This window comes from Propionibacterium australiense (genome assembly GCF_003666605.1).
GTDB lineage: Bacteria > Actinomycetota > Actinomycetes > Propionibacteriales > Propionibacteriaceae > Propionibacterium > Propionibacterium australiense.
The window spans coordinates 26,782-46,714 of record NZ_RCIV01000020.1 but is presented as its reverse complement, the minus strand read 5'-3'; the positions used below and the strand labels follow the sequence as shown (position 1 = coordinate 46,714).

General features: G+C 69.9%; 24 protein-coding genes. 2 read left to right on the top strand and 22 right to left on the bottom strand.

All coding sequences use genetic code 11. From position 1 onward, the window contains the following. Positions 1-546 precede the first annotated feature (546 nt). Entirely contained in the window at positions 547-693 is a 147-nt protein-coding gene (locus tag D9T14_RS13720; protein WP_170175759.1) for a hypothetical protein, read from the bottom strand. Between D9T14_RS13720 and D9T14_RS11520 the strand changes: the two genes are divergently transcribed. Beyond that, the gene (locus D9T14_RS11520) at positions 685-1,767 is read left to right on the top strand and encodes an alpha/beta hydrolase-fold protein (RefSeq protein ID WP_170175760.1); all 1,083 of its coding nucleotides are present in this window, start codon (positions 685-687) and stop codon (positions 1,765-1,767) included. The genes D9T14_RS13720 and D9T14_RS11520 overlap by 9 nt on opposite strands. Positions 1,768-1,838: 71 nt before the next feature. Here the strand turns inward: D9T14_RS11520 and D9T14_RS11515 are convergent, their stop codons facing one another. The 21 genes from D9T14_RS11515 to rsmD form a co-directional block, all read right to left on the bottom strand. After that, positions 1,839-2,153 carry a DUF2469 domain-containing protein gene (locus D9T14_RS11515; RefSeq protein WP_119162362.1) on the bottom strand — a complete coding sequence of 105 codons (315 nt, stop codon included), beginning with the start codon at positions 2,151-2,153 and terminating at the stop codon, positions 1,839-1,841. Next, positions 2,150-2,779 (bottom strand): ribonuclease HII, encoded by a 630-nt coding sequence (locus tag D9T14_RS11510; RefSeq protein WP_232012350.1) that lies wholly within the window; start codon positions 2,777-2,779, stop codon positions 2,150-2,152. The genes D9T14_RS11515 and D9T14_RS11510 overlap by 4 nt, the downstream gene beginning before the upstream one ends. Beyond that, positions 2,776-3,579 carry a signal peptidase I gene (lepB, locus tag D9T14_RS11505; protein WP_119162363.1) on the bottom strand — a complete coding sequence of 268 codons (804 nt, stop codon included), beginning with the start codon at positions 3,577-3,579 and terminating at the stop codon, positions 2,776-2,778. The genes D9T14_RS11510 and lepB overlap by 4 nt, the downstream gene beginning before the upstream one ends. Next, positions 3,576-3,932 (bottom strand): 50S ribosomal protein L19, encoded by a 357-nt coding sequence (gene rplS, locus D9T14_RS11500; RefSeq protein ID WP_119162364.1) that lies wholly within the window; start codon positions 3,930-3,932, stop codon positions 3,576-3,578. The genes lepB and rplS overlap by 4 nt, the downstream gene beginning before the upstream one ends. A gap of 197 nt (positions 3,933-4,129) precedes the next feature. Next, complete coding sequence (trmD, locus tag D9T14_RS11495) at positions 4,130-4,870, bottom strand: tRNA (guanosine(37)-N1)-methyltransferase TrmD (protein ID WP_374955799.1); 741 nt, start codon at positions 4,868-4,870, stop codon at positions 4,130-4,132. Beyond that, positions 4,867-5,418 (bottom strand): ribosome maturation factor RimM, encoded by a 552-nt coding sequence (rimM, locus tag D9T14_RS11490; protein ID WP_119162365.1) that lies wholly within the window; start codon positions 5,416-5,418, stop codon positions 4,867-4,869. The genes trmD and rimM overlap by 4 nt, the downstream gene beginning before the upstream one ends. Next, positions 5,418-5,672, bottom strand: coding sequence for an RNA-binding protein (locus D9T14_RS11485; RefSeq protein WP_119162366.1), 255 nt, complete (start codon positions 5,670-5,672; stop codon positions 5,418-5,420). The genes rimM and D9T14_RS11485 overlap by 1 nt, the downstream gene beginning before the upstream one ends. A 2-nt stretch (positions 5,673-5,674) precedes the next feature. After that, the gene (gene rpsP / locus D9T14_RS11480) at positions 5,675-6,124 is read right to left on the bottom strand and encodes a 30S ribosomal protein S16 (RefSeq protein WP_119162367.1); all 450 of its coding nucleotides are present in this window, start codon (positions 6,122-6,124) and stop codon (positions 5,675-5,677) included. 220 nt (positions 6,125-6,344) lie between these two features. After that, on the bottom strand, positions 6,345-7,226 hold the full coding sequence (locus tag D9T14_RS11475; protein ID WP_119162368.1) for a hypothetical protein: 882 nt from the start codon (positions 7,224-7,226) through the stop codon (positions 6,345-6,347). Between the two features lie 61 nt (positions 7,227-7,287). Continuing rightward, a complete protein-coding gene (locus D9T14_RS11470; protein WP_232012352.1) occupies positions 7,288-8,400 on the bottom strand; it encodes an amidohydrolase family protein in 1,113 nt (370 codons plus the stop codon). A 12-nt stretch (positions 8,401-8,412) separates the two neighbouring features. After that, a complete protein-coding gene (gene ffh / locus D9T14_RS11465; protein ID WP_119162369.1) occupies positions 8,413-9,966 on the bottom strand; it encodes a signal recognition particle protein in 1,554 nt (517 codons plus the stop codon). Positions 9,967-10,023: 57 nt separating this feature from the next. Further along, positions 10,024-11,175 (bottom strand): signal recognition particle-docking protein FtsY, encoded by a 1,152-nt coding sequence (ftsY, locus tag D9T14_RS11460; RefSeq protein WP_119162370.1) that lies wholly within the window; start codon positions 11,173-11,175, stop codon positions 10,024-10,026. Between the two features lie 52 nt (positions 11,176-11,227). Continuing rightward, positions 11,228-11,437 carry a hypothetical protein gene (locus tag D9T14_RS11455; RefSeq protein WP_126464276.1) on the bottom strand — a complete coding sequence of 70 codons (210 nt, stop codon included), beginning with the start codon at positions 11,435-11,437 and terminating at the stop codon, positions 11,228-11,230. 93 nt (positions 11,438-11,530) lie between these two features. Further along, the gene (gene smc / locus D9T14_RS11450; RefSeq protein ID WP_119162372.1) at positions 11,531-15,076 is read right to left on the bottom strand and encodes a chromosome segregation protein SMC; all 3,546 of its coding nucleotides are present in this window, start codon (positions 15,074-15,076) and stop codon (positions 11,531-11,533) included. Between the two features lie 64 nt (positions 15,077-15,140). Further along, positions 15,141-15,764, bottom strand: coding sequence for a GtrA family protein (locus D9T14_RS11445; protein ID WP_119162373.1), 624 nt, complete (start codon positions 15,762-15,764; stop codon positions 15,141-15,143). 40 nt (positions 15,765-15,804) lie between these two features. Next, entirely contained in the window at positions 15,805-16,671 is an 867-nt protein-coding gene (mutM, locus tag D9T14_RS11440) for a bifunctional DNA-formamidopyrimidine glycosylase/DNA-(apurinic or apyrimidinic site) lyase (protein WP_119162374.1), read from the bottom strand. Continuing rightward, positions 16,671-17,417, bottom strand: a complete 747-nt coding sequence (rnc, locus tag D9T14_RS11435; protein ID WP_119162375.1) for a ribonuclease III — start codon at positions 17,415-17,417, stop codon at positions 16,671-16,673. Before rnc ends, mutM begins: the two co-directional genes overlap by 1 nt. Beyond that, the gene (rpmF, locus tag D9T14_RS11430; protein ID WP_119162376.1) at positions 17,404-17,616 is read right to left on the bottom strand and encodes a 50S ribosomal protein L32; all 213 of its coding nucleotides are present in this window, start codon (positions 17,614-17,616) and stop codon (positions 17,404-17,406) included. Before rpmF ends, rnc begins: the two co-directional genes overlap by 14 nt. Positions 17,617-17,700: 84 nt before the next feature. Next, positions 17,701-18,264, bottom strand: a complete 564-nt coding sequence (locus tag D9T14_RS11425; protein ID WP_119162377.1) for a YceD family protein — start codon at positions 18,262-18,264, stop codon at positions 17,701-17,703. 86 nt (positions 18,265-18,350) lie between these two features. Continuing rightward, positions 18,351-18,836: a pantetheine-phosphate adenylyltransferase gene (gene coaD, locus D9T14_RS11420; RefSeq protein ID WP_119162378.1), complete on the bottom strand. Its 486-nt coding sequence runs from the start codon at positions 18,834-18,836 to the stop codon at positions 18,351-18,353. 5 nt (positions 18,837-18,841) lie between these two features. Continuing rightward, complete coding sequence (gene rsmD, locus D9T14_RS11415; RefSeq protein ID WP_119162379.1) at positions 18,842-19,429, bottom strand: 16S rRNA (guanine(966)-N(2))-methyltransferase RsmD; 588 nt, start codon at positions 19,427-19,429, stop codon at positions 18,842-18,844. 78 nt (positions 19,430-19,507) lie between these two features. On the opposite strand from rsmD, the gene D9T14_RS11410 reads away from it, so the two are divergent. Then, positions 19,508-19,933 carry a pyridoxamine 5'-phosphate oxidase family protein gene (locus tag D9T14_RS11410; protein ID WP_119162380.1) on the top strand — a complete coding sequence of 142 codons (426 nt, stop codon included), beginning with the start codon at positions 19,508-19,510 and terminating at the stop codon, positions 19,931-19,933.

The window sequence follows — 19,933 nt, the reverse complement described above, 5'->3', positions numbered from 1 at the left end:
AACAAGGTGGCCCGCCCGGGCCCAAGGTGCTGACCAGTAACGGTCAAGCCGAGATCGTCGAGGCGGCAGAACCAGGTCAGATCAGGCGTGGTGAAGGTAGCGTTGTCCATGTCGAGGTCCTTGGCAACGGCTGTGTAGGAACTCCCATCATCCCAAGGACCTCGACCCACAAACACGCCCGAGGGCCAACAACCGATCCACACCCTCATCTGTGAAGAGCCGCCAGACTCTGCTGAAGCGCACGAATCAAACATGCAACCAACCACAGGTTCTCGGAACCAGTAAGCGACGACGATCTCGGCCAAACCCAATGAGAGTGGTGCTCACGAGAAGTTACAGTGCACGCCAATTCAGTTGACGCCTTCCCCAAGCCGTGTCTGGTAAACTTGTCTTGTTTTAGCTAAGGCTAACCTAATAACCAAGAGTAGCGACTCGAGAATGTGCGGTTCCTCTGTATGATCTTTGATGACCCTATGCGACAGCTAGTCGCAAACCCAATGAACGCCGGTGTGACTGATCCCGGAACCGATTGAGATGCCAACCACATCAGCACGTGGCGAGTCTTCGCGCGCCCGCATCCAGGCGTGGCTCCGTGACGCCCAGCGCTGTGCCGACGACACCGTGTGGCATGACCTCGAAGCCACGGGGACACCACTCGTCGAGCCAGACCCGGATGACGAGAGCTTGCGCCACGTCACCTTCCTGTGGCGTTCGGACGCCGAGCTGGACGGTGTCCATCTTCAGCTGAATCGCGTGACCGACAAGAGCAATGCCGCCCAGGGGCTCATGACGCGGCTCTCCGGTAGTGACGTCTGGAGCCTCACCCTGTCCCTGCCCGCCTCGTACCGAGGCTCCTACACGTTCTCGGAAATTCCCCTTGGCACGCTCGCTGACTGTATCCCGCTGCTCGGCACTCGGTGGTCTCCTCTCGAGAACCGCCTCGACCCGTTCAACCCATCTCCGCCGCTCTATGGGAGGGGAACGCGGCAAGCCTCCATCCTGGCCCTTGACGAGGCGCCTGCACAGCCTGAGTGGGACGGCACCGGCCCGCGCCAGTCCGGGCGCCTCGTCGAGGACCGGCGCGTTGTCGCAGGACAAGAACGCCGGGTCCGTCTCTACATTCCGGCGGTGGGGAACTCGACACCACTCGGGCTGTTGGTCATCACCGATGCCGAAGTCTGGCTGGACCGCATGAGGCTGCCCGGTGCCATCGACACAGCCATCACCAGCAGCAGGATTCGGCCGTTCGCCATCCTGGGGATCGACAATCTCGACATCCCCGACCGGATAGCAATCCTGGGGGGCCGCACGGGGCTCGTAGACGACATCGCACACCATCTCGTGCCACGGATACGCGCCGATCACCCCGAGCTGACATGGGATGGACGGGAACGCACCGTCATCTCTGGCCAGAGTCTCGGTGGGGTCACAGCGCTCACCGCGGCGCTAACGGCCCCACACGTGTTCGGCACGGTTCTGGCTCATTCGCCCTCCATGTGGTGGAGGCCTGATGCCCGGCGCAAGCCGGCTGATCTGTCCGAGCGTGATACCTCGTGGGTGACCGAACATGTCCTGAGCGCACCACCCGCGGACGTCCGAGTGAGGCTGGGTGTGGGGTCTCTTGAAGGACCGATGGTGTCCCACGTGGAACGCCTGCATGACGGCCTCGTCATGGCTGGCGTCGACAGTCAACTCACGGTCTACTCCGGTGGGCACGATCTCGCGTGGTGGCGCGGTGCGCTCCTCGACGACCTCTGTGAGTTGTGAGCCACGCAGACCTGCACAATCGTTCGGCATCGTGGCACCTGGACCACACGCAGCCCGGTCCCTGGCAGGGCTCACTTGGAGTCGGGGACCTCCAGGTCGGTGTGCTGGATCTCCTCGATCGAGACGTCCCGGAAAGTGAGGATCTTGGCCGACTTCACGAAGCGGCTGGGGCGGTACATGTCCCACACCCAGGCGTCGGCCAGGGAGACCTCGTAGTAGACGTCACCGCCCTCGGTGCGCACCTTCAGGTCGACGGCGTTGCACAGGTAGAAGCGCCGCTCGGTCTCGACGGCGTAGGTGAATATGTTCACCACGTCCTTGTACTCGCGGTACAGGTCGAGTTCGAGCTTGTTCTCGTAGGCATCAAGATCATCGGCGCTGCTCATGATTGAACCAGCCTAGTCGCTGCACGGACATTCGCGTAGCTGAGCCGGTGGATGGCGCACGGCCCGAGCCGTTCCAGGCTCTCACGGTGCACCGCGGTGGCATAGCCCTTGTGCCCGCCGAATCCGTAGCCCGGGTACTGCTCGTCGTAGGCGTCCATGATGCGGTCCCTGGTGACCTTGGCGATGATCGAGGCCGCGCTGACACAGGCGCACACCTGGTCCCCCTTCCACAGCCCGAGCCCGGGAACCGGGAGGCCCGGAACCGGGAAGCCGTCGGTCAGTGCGAAACGGGGCGCGGGTTCCAGGCGCAGCAGGGCGCGGCGCAGCCCCTGCAGGTCGGCCTCGGACATGCCGAGGCGGTCGCACTCGGTGGCCTCGACCCGCACGCACGCCCAGGCCAGCGCTCTGGCGGTGATCTCGTCGTAGAGGCGCTCACGGGCCCCGGCGGTGAGCTTCTTGGAATCGGCCAGCCCCTCGATGCGTCCCTCGGGCGAGTCGTCGAGGATGACGGCCGCGGCGACCAGCGGGCCGGCGCAGGCGCCCCGGCCCGCCTCGTCCGCCCCGGCGACCGGGCCGAACCCCGCCTCGGCCAGGGCGTGCTCGTAGTCGTACAGGCGACCGGTCACGGTGTGGTGCAGGGACTGAGGGTGATGATCGGTTCCTCGGGCGCCGAGCCGGCATCCGGGACCGCCTCGAAGGTCTCCGGGGTGTGCAGCCTCGTCGCCCTCGAGAACGGCAGCGCGATCGCCACGACCGGTCCGGTCACATCGGCCACCGGCACGAAGGCCGCCGATCCCACCGGCTCTCCGTCCGTGGCGTCGCACAGGTGGTAGCGCGAGTCGCGGGAGTCGTTGCGGTGATCGCCCAGGACGAAGATGTGGTCGGCCGGTACGACGACGTCGAAGGGGATGTCGCTCGGTGTGGACATGAACCCGTTCGTCTGGTAAAGGTACGAGGACTCGTCGAGGGCCGTCCCGTTGACCTCGATCTGGCCGTTCGCGTTGCAGCAGGTGACGTGATCGCCCGGCATGCCGATGACGCGTTTGACGAGGTGATCGGCCGAGGAGGCCGGCATGACCCCGAGGAACTCGAAGACCTTGCGCGCCGGGCTCGTGGTGACCGCGCTCTCGGAGAGCCAGTCGCCGGGGTCCCTGAAGACGACGACGTCGCCACGGTGGAAATCCATGGGTTTGACGACCATCGCCCGGTCCCCGATGTCGAGCGTGTGCTCCATCGACGAGGAGGGGATGACGAACAGCTGCACCAAGAACGTACGCAGCAGCGCCGACAGGATCAGCGCGATGACGACGATGAGCCCGAACTCGCCGAGAAAACCCAGCAGACCCGACCTGGTGGAGCGTGCGCTCTTCCCGGTGCGGTCAGCCGAATCGGTGGCGTCGTCCAGGTCCTTACCCGGCTTGCTCACGCGTTGTCGCGCTTTTCCTTGATCTTGGCGGCCTTGCCGTGCAGGCCGCGCAGGTAGTACAGCTTGGCGCGGCGCACGTCACCACGACGCTCGACCTCGATCCGGTCGATGATCGGGCTGTGCAGCGGGAAGGTCCGCTCGACACCGCAGCCGTAGGAGACCTTGCGCACGGTGAAGGACTCCTGGACACCAGCGCCCGTGCGGGAGATGACGACGCCCGCGAACACCTGGACACGGGACTTGTTACCCTCGACGACCTTCACGTGGACGCGGAGGGAATCACCGACCCTGAAATCCGGGATGTCCTCGCGCAGCGAAGCCTGGTCGATGCTGCTGATGAGATTGCTGGTCATGCTCTCGTCCTCGTCGGCGCCACAGGTCGCCTCGCCATGAAATCCGATGGGGCCCCTGGACCGGACGATCCCCCTGTGGCAGGAGCCGGACCAGACGCAACAGCAAGCAATTGTGACACATCCACCGGCCATGAGCCAAGACGGCGGCCGCCCTCGGCCCCGGCGCGGGACCGATGCCACCGTCAGTCGCCGGCCGACTAGTCCAGCAGGTCCGGGCGCCGCTCGCGAGTGAGTTCGGTGGACCGCTCGGCGCGCCACGCCGCGACCCTGCCGTGGTCGCCGGACAGCAGAACCGGCGGCACCTCGAGCCCCCGCCAGCTGGCCGGTTTCGTGTAGAGGGGGTATTCCAGCAGTCCGCCGCCGGCGCTGGAGTACGACTCCTCCAGCAGCGAGTCCGGGTTGCCGATGACCCCGGGGACGAGCCGGGCGACGGCCTCGATCATGGCGAGCGCCGCGACCTCGCCGCCGTTGAGCACGTAGTCGCCGAGGCTGAGCTCGCGCACGTCGAAGTGCTCGCCGGCCCAGTCCACGACGCGCCGGTCGATGCCCTCGTAGCGGCCGCAGGCGAAGGCGACCGAGGGGTGCGTGGCGAGCTCGTCGGCGACGGCCTGCGTGAACGGCAGTCCTGAGGGCGTGGGAAAGACCAGGACCGGCCTGTCCTCGCGCGGACCGTAGCTGTCCAGCAGCGCGTCGAGCGCCTCGCCCCAGGGTTCGGGCTTCATGACCATGCCCGCTCCCCCGCCGCACGGGGTGTCGTCCACGGTGCGGTGGCGGTCGTGGGTGTAGTCGCGCAGGTCATGGGTGCGCAGGTCGAGCAGTCCCCTCTCGATGGCCCGCCCGATGAGGCTCAGCCGCAGGGGCTCGAAGTACTCGGGGAAGATCGTGATGGCGTCGATGCGCATGACCGGTCGCCCCTGGCCTCCGGGCTCGGCGGTCATCGCCCGTCACCGGCTTCGACCGCGCCGTCATCGACCAGACCCGGCACCTCGGCCAGCCGCAGCCAGCCGGCCCCGAGATCGATCTCGGGTACGAGCTCGGCCACGAACGGGACGAGGCGCTCGCCGCCCGCCGTGCGCACCGCCAGCAGGTCCTGTGATGGCAGATGGAGGACCTCGGTGACCTCACCGCGGGTCCGGCCACCGGCGTCGACGACCCGCAGACCCACGAGCTGGCGGTCGTAGTACTCGTCCTCGCCAGCCGGACGCTCGTCGGCGGGCACGTCGGTGACGAGTTCGGCGCCGCGCAGCGTCTCGGCGGCGCTGCGGTCGGCCAGCTCGCCGAAGCTCACGACGAATCGGTCGTTGATCCACCGTGCGGTCCGCACGGTGAGCACCCGCCCGTCGCCCCGCACACGACAGGACGAGCCCGGCGCCAGCCGGCGCTCGGGCTCGTCGGTGTACAGATGCAGGACGAGTTCGCCGCGCACGCCACGGGCTTTGCCCACGGTGGCGACGGTGATCTCGACGGTCGCCGCAGGATCACTCATCAGTGGCGGCGGACCCCGCGGCGGTCGACGTCGACGAAGTCGATTCGCACCTGCTCATGGCCGGACAGGGCGGACATGACGGTGCGGAGCGCTGTCGCGGTACGCCCCTGACGGCCGATCACCTTGCCGATGTCCTCAGGGTTGACCCGGACCTCGAGCATGCGGCCGCGGCGGAGCATCCGGTCGCGGACCTGCACGTCGTCGGGATGCGCGACGATGCCCTGAACCAGGTGTTCCAGTGCGTCGGTGAGCACGGTCAGGCCTCGGCCTGCTCGGCGTCGGCGCTCTCGTCGACGGCCTCGGCGGCCGGCTCGTCCGCGCTCTTGCTCTTCTTGGCCGTGACGGCGCTGGCGACGGGCTCACCGTCGGCCTCGGCGAGGGCCGCGTTGAACAGTTCGAGCTTGTCGGCCTTGGGGGCCTTCTCGTCGACACCCGACGGGATCGAGCTGTCGCCGGTGAACTTCTGCCAGTCGCCGGTGCGCTTGAGCAGGGCGAGGACGGCCTCGGTGGGCTGGGCGCCCACGGACAGCCAGTACTGAGCGCGCTCGGAGTCGATGATGATGACCGACGGGTCGTCCTTCGGGTGGTACTGGCCGATCTCCTCGATGGAGCGGCCGTCGCGCTTCGTGCGCGAGTCCATGACGACGACGCGGTAGTGCGGCTCGCGGATCTTGCCGAGTCTCTTCAGACGAATCTTGGTGGCCACGGTGTGTGGTTTCTCCTGTACGAATACCCAGGACGTGCCTGGGGCAGACGGATGAGCGCACCTCGCACGCGTGGGGACACGGCGATGCCGCTCGGTGGGGTCTGCGAGGCGGCGTGAGAGGGCACCGCGACGCAGACGCGACGCCCATTGTGCCAGATCCGCTGTCCCGGACGGAAACCCTGCGCGCATCGCGGCGACTCGGTCGGCCGCGCCGACACGGTCACCTGCGGGCCTGGGAGACGATCACCTGGGCCTGCTGCACCTGCTGGGCCCAGGCGTAGACCTGCGCCTGGCTGTTGACCGGCACCGTCAGATGGTAGGTGCCCTCGCCGCCTGTCACCGAGACGATGACCTGACCGGTGGTCTGCTCCTCCTGGATGATGAGCAGCAGCAGTGAGAGCAGGAAGAACCAGCACAGGACGATGGCGACGACGATCGCCCACGTCGGTGTCTTCTTGACGGTCTGGGACATGTCCTGGAAGGTGAACTGGGCCTGTGACAGCGGGATCGTGCCGTTGGGCGTGATCACCTGGTCACCGCGGATGAGGATCGGGCCGAGATCGTAGTAGGGGCCAGTGGCGGCCGGAACCTGCACGGCGGGCAGGTTCTGCGGCTGCCCGGCGTAACCCTGCTGGCCGTAGGCCGGGGCGCCGTACCCCGGGACGGTCTGGAAGTCGGTCGAGGTGGCCTGCTGGGGCTGCCAGTAGTTCCCCTGCGGCGCCGAGGGGGCACTGTACGGGACCGTCGGCTGCTGGGCCGAGGGGGCACTGTACGGAGCCGACGGCTGCGGCGCCGACGGCGCGCTGTACGGAGCCGACGGCTGCTGGGCGGGCTGGGCGCTGGGGGTCAGGTAGTTGCTCGCGTTGGGGAAGGGCTGGGCCGTCCGGGGCGGCGCCGGCGGCACCGGCGGGACGTTCGGGGCGCTGGTCCGCGCAGTGTCCTTGCGGGGGGCGAGGACGGTGTCCGGCATGTCGGCCTCGTCCACCGGCGGCCGGTCCTCCTGCGGCGAGGGGTCCTGCCCGCCCCGGGAGAAGACGGACTCCTGGTGGGCATCGGGGCCCTGGGGGGCGGTGGAGTCGATGAAGTCGGGGCGATCAGTCATGCACCGATCCTCTCACGGACACGCAATTCCCGGGCGGGACCCACGATGTGGACGGCACCGCTCAGCGCCGATGGGGCACGCCGCGCAGCATGATGAGTTCGGGGTTGGCGCACACGTTCACGTCGGAGCGCGGATCGGCCCCCAGGACGACGAGATCGGCACTGGCCCCGTACTGGAGCCCGGAGCGCCCCAGCCAGGACCGGGCGCGCCAGCTGGCCGCCCCCACCGCGAACTCGGGACTGCCGATGGTTGCCAGCGCCGCGATCTCGTCGCTGATGCGCCCGTGCCCGATGGTGCCGCCCGCATCGGTACCGGCATAGATCGGCACCCCGGCCTCGCGGGCGGCGGCGAGCACCTGCCTGTGGCGGGCGCCGAGGGCGCGCATGTGGGCGGCGTAGACGGGATATTTGGCCTGACCGGCGTCCGCGATGCGGTCGAAAGTGGCCAGGTTGATCATGGTGGGCACCAGGGCGACGCCGCGGGCGGCCATCTGGTCGATGACGGCCTCGCTCATGCCCGTGCCGTGCTCGATGCCGTCGATGCCGGCCTCGACGAGTTGGGCGACGGACTCCTCGGCGAAGCAGTGAGCGGTGACGCGGGCGCCGAGCTGGTGGGCGCGGGCGATGGCTGCCGCGGCCTCGTCCGGGTCCCACAGCGGCGCGAGGTCGCCGAGGCAGCGGTCGATCCAGTCGCCGACGATCTTCACCCAGCCGTCACCGGATCGGGCCTGCCGTTCGACCTCGGCGACGAGCTCGCCGGGTTCGATCTCGGCTGCGTAGCCGGCGATGTAGCGCTTGGGCCGGGCGATGTGGCGTCCGGCCCGGATGATGCGGGGCAGCCGCGGATCGTGGTCGAACGCATGGGTGTCGACCGGTGAGCCGGCGTCGCGGATGAGCAGGGTGCCCCCGTCCCGGTCGGTGACGGCCTGCTCGCGGGCGGTGTCCATGGTGACGGCCCCGCCATGGCCCAGTCCGACGTGGCAGTGGGCGTCGACGAAACCCGGCACGATCCAGCCCCCGCGGGCGATGCTCGTGGCCCCCGCGACGGGACCGGGCACGATCATGCCGTCGGCGACCCACAGCTCTGCTGGCTCGCCGGCCGGCAGCAGCACCCCGCTCAGGCGCCAGGGGCCGTTTTCCCCTGGCTGCTCGTCATGGCCGTGGCGCTCGCTCACCGGTGCCCGCCCTCACTTGTCGAACATGCCGCGCAGGTCCTCGGGCAGTTCGAAACCGCCGGCCGCGTCGGGCAGCTGCGGCCCGGCCTTGGCGAAGGGGTTCTGCGCTCCCCCGGCCAGCTGGGTGGGCACCTGCCGTCCGGTGCCCTTCTTCTTGCTCTTCTTGCCTTTCTTCTTCGCGGAGCGGTCCATGGCCAGCGCCGACCGCTCGGCCTTGGGGGGGCGCGGTTTCCTGGCGCCGCCGCCCATGCCCATCATCGGCCCCATCGACTGCATCATCTTGCGGGCGTCGACGAAGCGGTTGACCAGGGAGTTGACGTCGTGCACCTGGACCCCGGCACCCCTGGCGATGCGGGCGCGGCGTGAGCCGTTGAGGATGCTCACGTCGGCGCGTTCGGCCGGGGTCATCGACAAAATGATGGCCTCGAGCCGGTCGACCTCGCGTTCGTCGAGATTGTCCAGGGCGGTTTTCATCTGGCCGCCCATGCCGGGCAGCATGCCGAAGATCTTGGTGAGCGGACCCATCGTGCGCAGTTGCTTGAGCTGGTCGAGGAAGTCCTGCAGGCCGAACTCGCCGTTGCCGGCGAGCAGCTTCTCGGCGCTGGCCCTCGCCTGCTCCTCGTCGAAGGCCTTCTCGGCCTGCTCGATGAGGGTGAGCATGTCGCCCATGCCGAGGATCCGGCTGGCCATCCGGTCGGGGTGGAAGAGGTCGAAGTCGGTGAGCTGCTCGCCGTTGGAGGCGAACATGATCGGCTTGCCGAGCACGCGGGCGATGGACAGGGCCGCGCCGCCGCGGGCGTCGCCGTCGAGCTTGGACAGGGCGACCGCGTCGATGCTCACGCCCTCCTCGAAGGCGCGTGCGGTGTTGACGGCGTCCTGACCGATCATGGCGTCGACGACGAACAGGGTCTCGTCGGGATTGACGGCGGCCTTGATGTCGCGGGCCTGGGCCATCATCTCCTCGTCGATACCCAGCCGGCCGGCCGTGTCGACGATGACGACGTCGTAGAGCTTGTGGCGGGCCTCGTCGACGGCGTCCCGGGCCACCTGTACCGGGTCGCCCACGCCGTTGCCGGGCTGCGGGGCGTAGACCGGGACGCCCGCGCGCTCGCCGACGATCTGCAGCTGCTGGACGGCGTTCGGGCGCTGGAGGTCGGCGGCGACCAGGACCGGCGAATGGCCCTGTTCGGCCAGCCAGTGGCCGAGCTTGCCCGCCAGGGTCGTCTTGCCGGCGCCCTGCAGGCCGGCGAGCATGATGACCGTCGGCTTGGGCGACTTTGCGAACCTGATCGGGCGTTCCTGGCCGCCGAGGATCGAGATGAGTTCCTCGTTGACGATCTTGACGATCTGCTGGGTGGGGTTGAGGACCTTCGACAGCTCGGCGTCCTTGGCACGATCGCGCACGTGGGAGACGAACTCCTTGACGACCGGCAGCGCGACATCGGCCTCGAGCAGCGCGATACGGATCTCGCGTGTCGTGGCGTCGATGTCGGCGTCCGTGAGGCGGCCCTTGCCACGCAGCGACTTGAAGGTTGCGGCAAGGCGATCTTGCAGGGTGTCGAACACAGGCGTTCCCTCGGTCGAAGAAGATGTGGGGTCAACAATACGTGGGCCCCGCAGGCCCTACTCGCCCAGCAGTCCGTCCACGAAGCCCTCGGGATCGAAGGGGGCCAGGTCGTCGGCGCCCTCGCCCAGGCCGATGAACTTGACGGGCACGCCCAGTTCCCGCTGGACCTGGACGACGATGCCGCCCTTCGCCGAGCCGTCGAGCTTGGTCAGGACGATGCCGGTGACGTCGACGACCTCGGCGAAGATCCGCGCCTGGGTCAGGCCATTCTGGCCGGTCGTGGCGTCGAGGACGAGCAGGACCTCGTTGACGGGGGCCTTCTTCTCGATGACCCGCTTGACCTTGCCGAGTTCGTCCATGAGACCGACCTTGGTGTGCAGGCGGCCCGCGGTGTCGACCAGGACGACGTCGGTGCCGCCGGCGATGCCCTCGTCGACGGCATTGAAGGCGACCGATGCGGGGTCGGCGCCCTCGGCGCCGCGGACGGTGCGCACACCGACCCGTTCACCCCAGGTGCTGAGCTGCTCGGCAGCTGCGGCGCGGAAGGTGTCGGCGGCTCCGAACAGGACGCTGCGGTCCTGGGCGACGAGCATGCGGCCGAGCTTGCCGACGGTGGTCGTCTTCCCGGTGCCGTTGACGCCGACCAGCATGATGACGGCCGGCAGCCCCTCGGCGTGAGTGAGGTCCAGGGCCCGGTCGAGACTGGGATCGACGAGCCTGATGAGTTCGGCGCGCAACAGTTCCCTGGCCCTGGCCGGTTCGCTGATGCCCTCGATGGCCAGTTCGCTGCGGAGCTTCTCGACGAGTTCGGTGGTGGGGCCGACCCCGAGGTCGGAGGTGATGAGCGTGGTCTCGAAGTCGTCCCAGACGTCCTCGTCGATGCGGTCCGCGCTGAGCAGCTCGGCGAGGGCCCGCGCCAGGTGGTTGTTCGAGCCGGCCAGCCTGCGGCGCAGGCGCACCATGCGAGTGGCCGGGGCCTCGGGCACGTCCAGCGCCGGGGCCTGGGGTTCGGGTTCGGCGGCCTCCGGCTCTGGGGGCTGCGGCGCGGGCGACGGCTCCGCGGGGGCCTGCGGCGCCGGGATCTGGGCTGGTTCGGCCGCGGGGGCCAGCTCACCCCTGGTCCGGCGCGCATGGACGAGCCCGCCGATGATGCCGCCGACGAGCGCACACGCGGCGATGACGATGACTACCCAGATCGTTGTGCTCACGCGACGAGTCTACTGGCCCGGGGACCGGACGGGCCGGGCGTGACCGGCGCGGTCAGGGCTGGTCACGGGGAACGTCCCCGTTCATCCGCACGGCGATCCTGTTCAGACGCCGGTAGAGCTTCTTGTTCTCCTCACGGCGGTATCCCTGCATGCCGACGACGACGACCAGCCCGATGCCCAGGGCGAGGGCCAGGATGAGCAGGGTGGCGATGACGAACAGGAACACGACGGGCTCCAGCACTGGTCGGAGGATCGGACGCATCCCCATTATTGCGCACCGGCCCCGCCGTCCGGGGCCGCTCACCGCGCCGGTGGTTCGCCCGCGAGCCCTCGGCCACCTGCCCTCGGGCCGAGTTCAGTCGGCCAGGCTCTGCGAGATGACGGTCGTGACGCCGTCGCCGCGCATCGTCATGCCGTAGAGGGCGTCGGCCTTCTCCATCGTGCGTTTCTGGTGTGTGATGACCAGGAGCTGGGAGTCCTTGCGCAGCCCCTCGTAGATGCCGAGCAGACGCGACAGGTTCGTGTCGTCCAGCGCCGCCTCGACCTCGTCGAGGATGTAGAAGGGGCTGGGCCTGGCGATGAACAGGCTGAACAGGAAGGCGACGGCCACCAGCGAGCGCTCGCCGCCGGACAGCAGCGACATGCGCTTGACCTTCTTGCCGGCCGGGCGGGCCTCGATGTCGATGCCGGTGGTGAGCATGTCGTCCGGGTCGGTGAGGACGAGACGGCCCTCACCGCCGGGGAACAGGCGCGGGAAGACCTCGCCGAAGGTGCGTTCCACGTCGGCGTAGGCCTGGGTGAAGACCTCCTGGACGCGGTCGTCGATCTCGTTGATGATGTCCTGCAGGTCCTTGCGGGTCTTCTTCAGGTCCTCGAGCTGGGTGGCGAGGAACTGGTGGCGTTCGTTGAGGGCGTCGAACTCCTCCAGAGCGAGCGGGTTGATGCGCCCCAGCTGGTCGAGGGTGCGCTGGGCGCGCCGGGCGCGCCGGGTCTGCTCCTCGCGGTCGAAGGGCACCGGCTCGGGCACCTCGTCGTCCTCGGTGAGGGCGGTGCCGTCCGGGTGGGTGAGGACTGGGATGAGCTTGTCGGGGCCGTACTCGTCCATGAGGGTCTCGGCCTCCATCCCCAGCTCGGTCAGGGCCTTCTCGGTGAGCTGTTCGAGGCGCATCCGCTGCTCGATCCGGGCCATCTCGTCGCGGTGGGATCCCTCGACGAGCTCGTCGAGCTCCTTCGCCCGGTCGCGAGCCTGTCGGCGGGCCTGGGCCAGCGCCGCCTCGGCCGCGATGCGTTCGGCGTCGGCCCGCTGGCGTTCGACGTCGGCCGCGGCCCGGGTCTCCTCGACGCGGTCGGCCAGCCACGTGGCGGCCTGGTTGACGCGGGCTGCGACGGCGGCCTCGCGCCGGGCCTTCTCGGCCCGGGCGGCGGCCTCGATCCGGCTGCGTCGCTCCCGTGCCGCGGCGCGGGTCAGGGAATCGGCCCGCCCGGCCAGGGAGCGGGCGCGTTCCTCACCGGTGCGCAGCGCCAGCCGGGCGTCCATCTCGTCCTGACGCGCCAGCCGGGCGGCGACGGCCAGTTCGTCGCGCCGGGTCGAGTCGGGTTCGGTCAGGTCCGCCTCGTCGTTGGCGCGGGCCAGGCGTTCCTCGAGGACCGCCAGCTCGTCCTGGGCCGCCGCGCGGCCCGCCCTGGTCTTCTCGATCGTCGTGGCCAGCCGGTCGGCCTCGGCGCGGGCGCCCCTGGCGGCCTGGCCGGCCTGGGAGATCTGTTCTGCGAGAGCCGCCATGGCGGCGTCCGACTCGTTGAGCCGGGCCAGTGCCGCACCGGCGTCCTGCTCCGCAGCGGTCAGTTCCTCGCCGGCCCGCACCGCGGCGAAACGGATCTGCTCGGCCTCGTGCCGGGCGTCTTCGAGTTCGTCGCGGGCCGCGGTGACGGCTGCCTGCAGCTCGATGAGGCTCTGCTGGCCGCCGGTCCCCCCGGAGGCGAACCAGTTGCTCAGCAGCTCGCCGGTGCGGGTGACGGCCCGCAGCCGGGGATGGTCCTCGACGACGGCCCGGGCCGAGGGGAGGTCCTCGACGGCCACCGTGTCGCGCAGCTGCCGGCGCAGCGCCCCCGCCACGGGGGGATCCGCGCTGACGAGTTCGTCGAGGTAGCGTGCCGGCGGGACGAGGCGGGGTCGCTCCTGCTCCTCGCCCGGCTCGCCGGCGACGAGCAGCGCGGCGGCGCCGAGGTCCTCGGCGTTGAGCAGGACCAGTGCCCGCTCGGCCTCGGCGAGCCCGGCGACGGCCAGCGACTCGGCGGCAGCGCCCAGGGCCGCGGTCAGCGCCGCCTCCCAGCCGGGCTCGACGCGGACCAGTCCCGCCACCGGGCCGAGGACGCCGAGCCCTTCGCGTTCGGCGAGCGCGGCGGCCCCGTCCTTGCGTTCGAGGCCCAGTTCGAGGGCCTCGATGCGGGCAGTCAGCGTGGCGACCCGCTGGTCGAGCCGGACCCGCTCGGTCTCGCAGCGCTCGACCCGGGCGCGGGCGGCCTCGACCGTGGCGGCCGCTTCCTCGTAGCGGGCGTCGAGGTCCGACTCGCCCTCGCCGAGACCGGTGATCTGGGACTCCAGCGCCAGGTACTGACGGTCCGCCTCGGCGGCCCGTCCGAGTGCCTCGTCACGGCGGGCGGCGAGCCGTTCGGTCTCCTCGTCGCCGGCCTCCAGACGCGAGCGCAGTGAGGCGACCTGGCCGCCCAGCCGCGCCAGGCCCTCGCGACGGTCGGCGATGGCCCGCAGCTGCGCGGCGTACTCCTTCTCCGCCGCGGCGTGCTCGTTCTCCAGGCGGGCTCGTTCGGCGCCGGCCGTCTCGAGCCTGGCCCGCGCGGCCTCGATCTCGGCGCTCAGCCCGGCCTCCTGCTCGCGGATCTCGGCGGCCTCGGCCTCCAACTCGTCAGGGTCGCGGCTGTTCGCGGCCGGCTCGTCGTCGACCCGGTGCCGCATGCGTTCGGCGCTGATCGAGACGACGGTGGCGACGCGTTCGCGCAGCGCCCGGGCCCCGTACCACTGCTCCTGTGCCCTGGTCAGCGCCGGCTGGGCGGCCGCCGCGTCGGCCTCGGCCCGTTCCTGGACGCGCCGTGCGGCGTCCAAGCGGTCCTGGGCGTGACGCTTCTGCTCCTCGCGGGTGGCGGCCGAGGCCATCTCGGACTCCAGGGCCAGGGTGGCGGCGGTCAGGTCATCGGCCATGAGCCTGGCCCTGGCGTCCCGCAGCTCGGCCTGGACGACTGCGGCCTTGCGGGCCACCGCCGCCTGACGGCCGAGGGGTTTGAGCTGACGGCGGATCTCGGAGATGAGGTCACCCAGCCGGTCGAGGTTGGCCGAGGTGGAGTTGAGCTTGCGGACCGCCTTCTCCTTGCGGCGACGGTGCTTGAGGACGCCGGCGGCCTCCTCGATGAAGCCGCGCCGCATCTCGGGGGTGGCCTGCAGGATCTGGTCGAGCTGGCCCTGGCCGACGATGACGTGCATCTCCCGGCCCATGCCGGTGTCGGACAGCAGCTCCTGCACGTCGAGCAGCCGGGCGGTCTGGCCGTTGATCGCGTACTCGGAGCCGCCCGAGCGGAACAGGGTGCGCGAGATCGTCACCTCGGTGTAGTCGATGGGCAGCGCGCCGTCGGTGTTGTCGATCGTCAGGGTGACCTCGGCGCGCCCCAGCGGTGCGCGCCCCGCCGTGCCGGCGAAGATGACGTCCTCCATCCTGCCGCCGCGCAGGTGCTTGGCGCCCTGCTCGCCCATGACCCACGCCAGGGCGTCGACGACGTTCGACTTGCCGGACCCGTTGGGACCGACGATGGCGGTGATGCCCGGCTCGAAGTTGAGGGTGGTGGCCGAGGCGAAGGACTTGAACCCCTTCAGCGTGAGCGACTTCAGGTACATGCCGCCCCGCTCCCCCGCCACGGGCGGCGGCCGGCCGCGCCCTCGGGCCCGCGCACGACCGTGCTCACACGTACTCCTGGCTCGCCTCGCTGCCGTCCCGGGGGCCGACGGGGGCGGCGGGTTTGCGGCCCCGGAAGGTCCACAGCTTGTTGACGATGAAGTTGATCGGCATGGTGACGAGCACCGACAGGGCGTGCGCGACGTACTCGGGCGAGTGGCAGGCGTCCTCGAGCTGGGCGAGGATGCTGCCGCCGTGGCGCCACGTCCAGGCGTCGAACCAGTCGCCGCGCAGGGTGATGAGATTGCCCGGGCTCACCATGAGGGCCTTGAGGACCAAGCCGATGAGGGCGGCGACCGCACCGATGGACAGGAACTGCCAGAAGCCCTTCCACCAGCCGCGTGAGGTGCCGCGGAAGGTCCAGCTGCGGTTCAGCTGGTAATTGTAGAGGTTCGCGATGAGGAAGGAGACGATCCACACCAGCGAGCTGAACCGGAAGTTGAAGCTCGTGCCGGGGATGGGGAACAGGATGCGGGTGGCATTGGCCGACCCGCCGTGCAGCTTGTTGAGGACGACGGCGACGGCCATGTTGACGACGACACCCGATCCGCCGACGACGGCGAACCGGACGAACTGGCCCACCAGCCGGCTCCACCGGCCGCTGCGAGCGCTCCTGGTCTGCTCACTCATGGTTGACCAACCTACCCTTCCGGCGCCCCGGCCGTGCCGCTCACGCCTTTTCCCGCCCCGCGGTTGCCGTGGCGGGCAGGCGCTGGCATCGCGGGCAGAGATAGCTCGATCGGTTCATGAACCGTTCCCGGACGATGGGCGTGCCGCAGCGCGGGCAGGGCTGCCCGGCCCGCCCGTAGACGGCGAGAGCACGGTCGAAGTAGCCGCCGTTGCCGTTGACCTGGACGTACAGCTCGTCGAAGCTCGTGCCGCCGGCGGCCAGCGCCTCGGTCATCACCTGCTGGGCGGCGCGCAGCACGGCGCGGGCCCGCCGTGTGCTGAGCGCCCGGGTGGGGAAGTCGTAGTGGCAGCGGGCGCGCCACAGGGCCTCGTCCGCGTAGATGTTGCCGATGCCCGAGACGAGGGTCTGGTCGAGCAGGGCGCGTTTCAGGGTGGAACGCCTGGCCTGTATGGCGCGCGCGACGGCAGGCACGTCGAAGTGCTCGTCGAAGGGGTCGAGCGCGATGTGGGAGATCTCGGCCGGCAGCCGGGCGCCACCGGGGCTGAACGAGAGCCCGCCGAACAGCCGCTGGTCGACGAACCGCACCCGGGTGCCGTCGTCGAGGTCGAGCAGCACACGGGTGTTGCGCACCGGCGGATCGCCGGGCGAGCCGACGCGGAACTGCCCGCTCATGCCCAGGTGGGCCAGGACGGCGTCACCGCTCGTGGTGGGGAACCACAGGTACTTGCCGCGGCGTGCCGGGCGGTCCAGTTCGAGGCCGGTCAGCCGCTGGACGAAGTCGGCGGCGCCTGCCTCGTGGCGGCGCACGGCGCGCTCGTCGAGGACCGTGACCTGGGTGATGCGGCGCCCGGTCAGATGGGGTTCGAGCCCGGCCCGGACGACCTCCACCTCGGGGAGCTCGGGCATCAGCTCCGACTCGCCTCGGCCTGCTGGTCCTGCTCGGCCAGCTGGCGGTCGCGGTCCCGTTTGAGTGCCTTGAACGCGTACTCGGCGGCGCGCTGCTCGGCCTGCTTCTTGTTGTGGCCCTTACCGGCGTTGAACCGGCGGCCTGCCGCCAGGGCGGTGGCGACGAAGTGCTTGTCGTGATCGGGGCCGAATTCCTCGATCTCGTACTCGGGCGGGTCCACGCCCATCCAGGCGCAGATCTCCTGCAGGGATGTCTTCCAGTCCAGGCCGGCCCCGGTGCGGATCGCCTGGTCGACGAGCGGATCGAAGATGTGGTGCACGAACCGGGCCGCGCCCGCCGGGTCGGTGAGGTACATGGCGCCGATGAGCGCCTCGGTCGTGTCGGCCAGGATGCTCGTCTTGTCACGTCCGCCGGTCGTCAGCTCACCGTGACCGAGTTTGACGAGCTGGCCGATGGACAGCGCCCGGGCCACCTTGGCGAGGCTCACCGCGCTCACCACGGAGGCACGGACCTTGGCAAGCCGCCCCTCGGGGAAGTCGGGGAACGCCCGGTACAGGTAGTCGGTGACGTTGACCCCGAGCACCGAGTCCCCCAGGAACTCCAGCCGCTCGTTGTGCGGGATCTGCCCGTTCTCGTAGGCGTAGGACCGGTGCGTCAACGCAAGCTCAAGGAGCTCGGTGTCCATCCGGATACCGAGCTCCTTGGTCAGCGCGATGAATGGGTTCGAGGTCTTACTCGAATTCACGAGTGTTCAGGCTCCCCGCCACCGTGCGCCTGTTCTCGCCAGCGCCGTACTGGTGGCACTTCGGGCATGCGGTGTGGGGAAGGTGCTGGGTACGGCACGCGGGGTTCGGGCAGGTCACCAGCGTCACCGGCGCAGCCTTCCACTGCGAGCGGCGCGACCGCGTGTTGCTGCGGGACATCTTCCGCTTCGGGACAGCCACGTTAGTCCTCCTCGATCATGGGTCTTGCGGCACGCCCGACACGGGCACGCAACGTGCAAATATACCCCCTGACCTGCCTGGAGCCTAATCCTCGTTGTCAGGGCCGCCGCGGGAGGCCATGTCGCCGCCGAGCCCGGCAAGCTTGCTCCAGCGCGGATCGATGGCGGACTCGTGGCGGTGATCGGGGTTCTCGTTGAGGTTGGTGCCGCAGACCTGGCACAGGCCCCGGCAGTCGGGGCGGCACAGCGGGCTGAACGGCAGCTCGAGGACGACGGCCGCGCGGATGGCGGGTTCGAGGTCGAGCAGGTCGTCCTCGAGGAACAGCTCGTCGTCCTCGGCCGGCCGGCCCGGGTAGTTGTACAGCTCGGTGATCCGGTAGCTGCCCCGGTCGCTGATGGGGTCGAGGCACCGCGAGCACTCCCCGGCCAGCGGCACCTGGACGGCCCCGGTGACGAGCACGCCCTCCACGACGGACTCGAGGGTCAGGTCGAGCCGCATCGGGGCGCCCTCGGGCACGCCGATGACCTCGATGCCCAGGTCGGCGGGGGCCTCGACGGTGTCGTGGAGCTCCCGCAGCGCGCCGGCCTGCCGGGCGAGCTCGTGCGTGTCGAGGACGAGCGGGTCACGGGCGTCCAGATGGGTACTCACACCACAAGACTATGGCCCGGTCCCAACCGCCCCGGCCCTGCCGTGCACCGCACCGGCGGGACCGCCGCCCACGGCGCGGAACCGGTCTAGGACCGGTTCTTCCGCAGGACCGCCTCGTGGACGGCCGGTGTCACGAACCGGCTGATGTCGCCGTTGTTGGCGGCCACCTCGCGCAGCAGCGTGCTGGAGATGGTGCCGTAGTCGTGCCCGGCCGGCAGGAGCACGGTCTCGACGCCCGAGAGCACCCGGTTGAGCTGGCTCATCTGCAGCTCGTAGTCGAAGTCGGAACCGAACCGTACGCCCTTGACGATGATGGCGGCGTCGTGGGCGCGGCAGAAGTCGACGAGCAGCGCGTCGATGGGTTCGACACTGACGCCGGACAGCCCCGAGACGGCGTCGCGCACGAGCGCCAGCCGCTCGTCCAGGTCGAACAGGTAGTTCTTGGTGGTGTTGCGGCCCACGGCGACGATGACCTCGTTGAAGACGTCATGGGCCCGAGTGATGATGTCGAGGTGGCCGAGGGTGATCGGGTCGAAGGACCCGGGGACGACGGCACGGACCGGTTTGGGCATCTGGCTCACCTTTCTGCTGGCCGGCAGAAGTACAGGGCTGTCTCACCGTAGTCCCGGCGGCTGCTCAACTCGAATCCGGCCGGCCAGGCGGGCTCCGGGCCGCGCCGGGACCGTTCGACGACGATCATGCCGTCCGCGGCGAGGAATCCGCCGTCGCCGGCGGCCTGGAGCAGCCCGGCCAGGTCGCCGGCGGGCAGGGCGTACGGCGGGTCGGCGACGATGACGTCGAAGACGACCGGCGGCGGGCCGGCCAGGAACGCCGCGGCGTCACGCACGTGCAGCTGGGCGCGCAGGCCCGTCGATGCGATGTTGCGACGGATGATCCCGGCCGCCCTCCGGTCCCGTTCGACCAGGTGGACAGCCCCGGCTCCCCTGCTGGCGGCCTCCAGGCCGATGGCTCCGGAGCCGGCGAACAGGTCCAGGACGGCGAGTCCCGCGCACTGGGACTCGGCGGGTTCGCCGGCGGTGCCGTTCCACGTAGCGAGAGCGCTGAACAGGGCCTCCCTGACCCTGTCGGTGGTGGGACGGGTCACGGTGCCCTCCAGGGCCACCAGCCGTGCGCCGCGCGCACGGCCCGCGATGATTCTGCCCACAGCTCAAGATTAGCGATCCGACATTTTCGGGGCGGCTTTTCATGGGCCACGGAACCGATTGTGAGGTTAGATAGGCCCATGGCTGACACTGACATCACGAGTCCGATTTCAGAGATCCCAGAGGAGAGCGCCTGGGGTTACCTCGCCAGCGTCGACGTGGGCCGCATCGCCGTGGCCTCCGAGGACATTCCCGAGATCTACCCGGTGAACTTCTGCCTGGACGGTGAGAGCGTCGTCTTCCGCAGCGCCCCTGGCAGCAAGCTCGAGAAGCTCGCCCTCAACTCCCACGTCGCGTTCGAGGCCGACGCCTGGACCGAGGACGGCGGCTGGAGCGTGCTGCTGCGCGGCACGGCCACCCTCATCGAGGACGCCGACGAGCTGGCCCGTCTCGCGAAAGCCCCGCTGCGCCCCTGGGTGCCCACCCTGAAGAACAACTGGGTGCGCATCATTCCCTCCCAGCTCACCGCACGCCACTTCGAGTTCGGCCCCGAACCCAGTCAGTGA

What these genes read in the sequence shown, in the direction of transcription:
- D9T14_RS11515 (WP_119162362.1), bottom strand. Translation starts at nt 2,153, where the DNA reads ATGAGCAGCGCCGATGATCTTGATGCCTACGAGAACAAGCTCGAACTC.
- rplS (WP_119162364.1), bottom strand. Translation starts at nt 3,932, where the DNA reads ATGACCAGCAATCTCATCAGCAGCATCGACCAGGCTTCGCTGCGCGAG.
- trmD (WP_374955799.1), bottom strand. Translation starts at nt 4,870, where the DNA reads ATGACCGCCGAGCCCGGAGGCCAGGGGCGACCGGTCATGCGCATCGAC.
- rimM (WP_119162365.1), bottom strand. Translation starts at nt 5,418, where the DNA reads ATGAGTGATCCTGCGGCGACCGTCGAGATCACCGTCGCCACCGTGGGC.
- D9T14_RS11475 (WP_119162368.1), bottom strand. Translation starts at nt 7,226, where the DNA reads ATGACTGATCGCCCCGACTTCATCGACTCCACCGCCCCCCAGGGCCCC.
- D9T14_RS11455 (WP_126464276.1), bottom strand. Translation starts at nt 11,437, where the DNA reads ATGCGTCCGATCCTCCGACCAGTGCTGGAGCCCGTCGTGTTCCTGTTC.
- smc (WP_119162372.1), bottom strand. Translation starts at nt 15,076, where the DNA reads ATGTACCTGAAGTCGCTCACGCTGAAGGGGTTCAAGTCCTTCGCCTCG.
- D9T14_RS11445 (WP_119162373.1), bottom strand. Translation starts at nt 15,764, where the DNA reads ATGAGTGAGCAGACCAGGAGCGCTCGCAGCGGCCGGTGGAGCCGGCTG.
- mutM (WP_119162374.1), bottom strand. Translation starts at nt 16,671, where the DNA reads ATGCCCGAGCTCCCCGAGGTGGAGGTCGTCCGGGCCGGGCTCGAACCC.
- coaD (WP_119162378.1), bottom strand. Translation starts at nt 18,836, where the DNA reads ATGCCCAAACCGGTCCGTGCCGTCGTCCCCGGGTCCTTCGACCCGATC.
- D9T14_RS11410 (WP_119162380.1), top strand. Translation starts at nt 19,508, where the DNA reads ATGGCTGACACTGACATCACGAGTCCGATTTCAGAGATCCCAGAGGAG.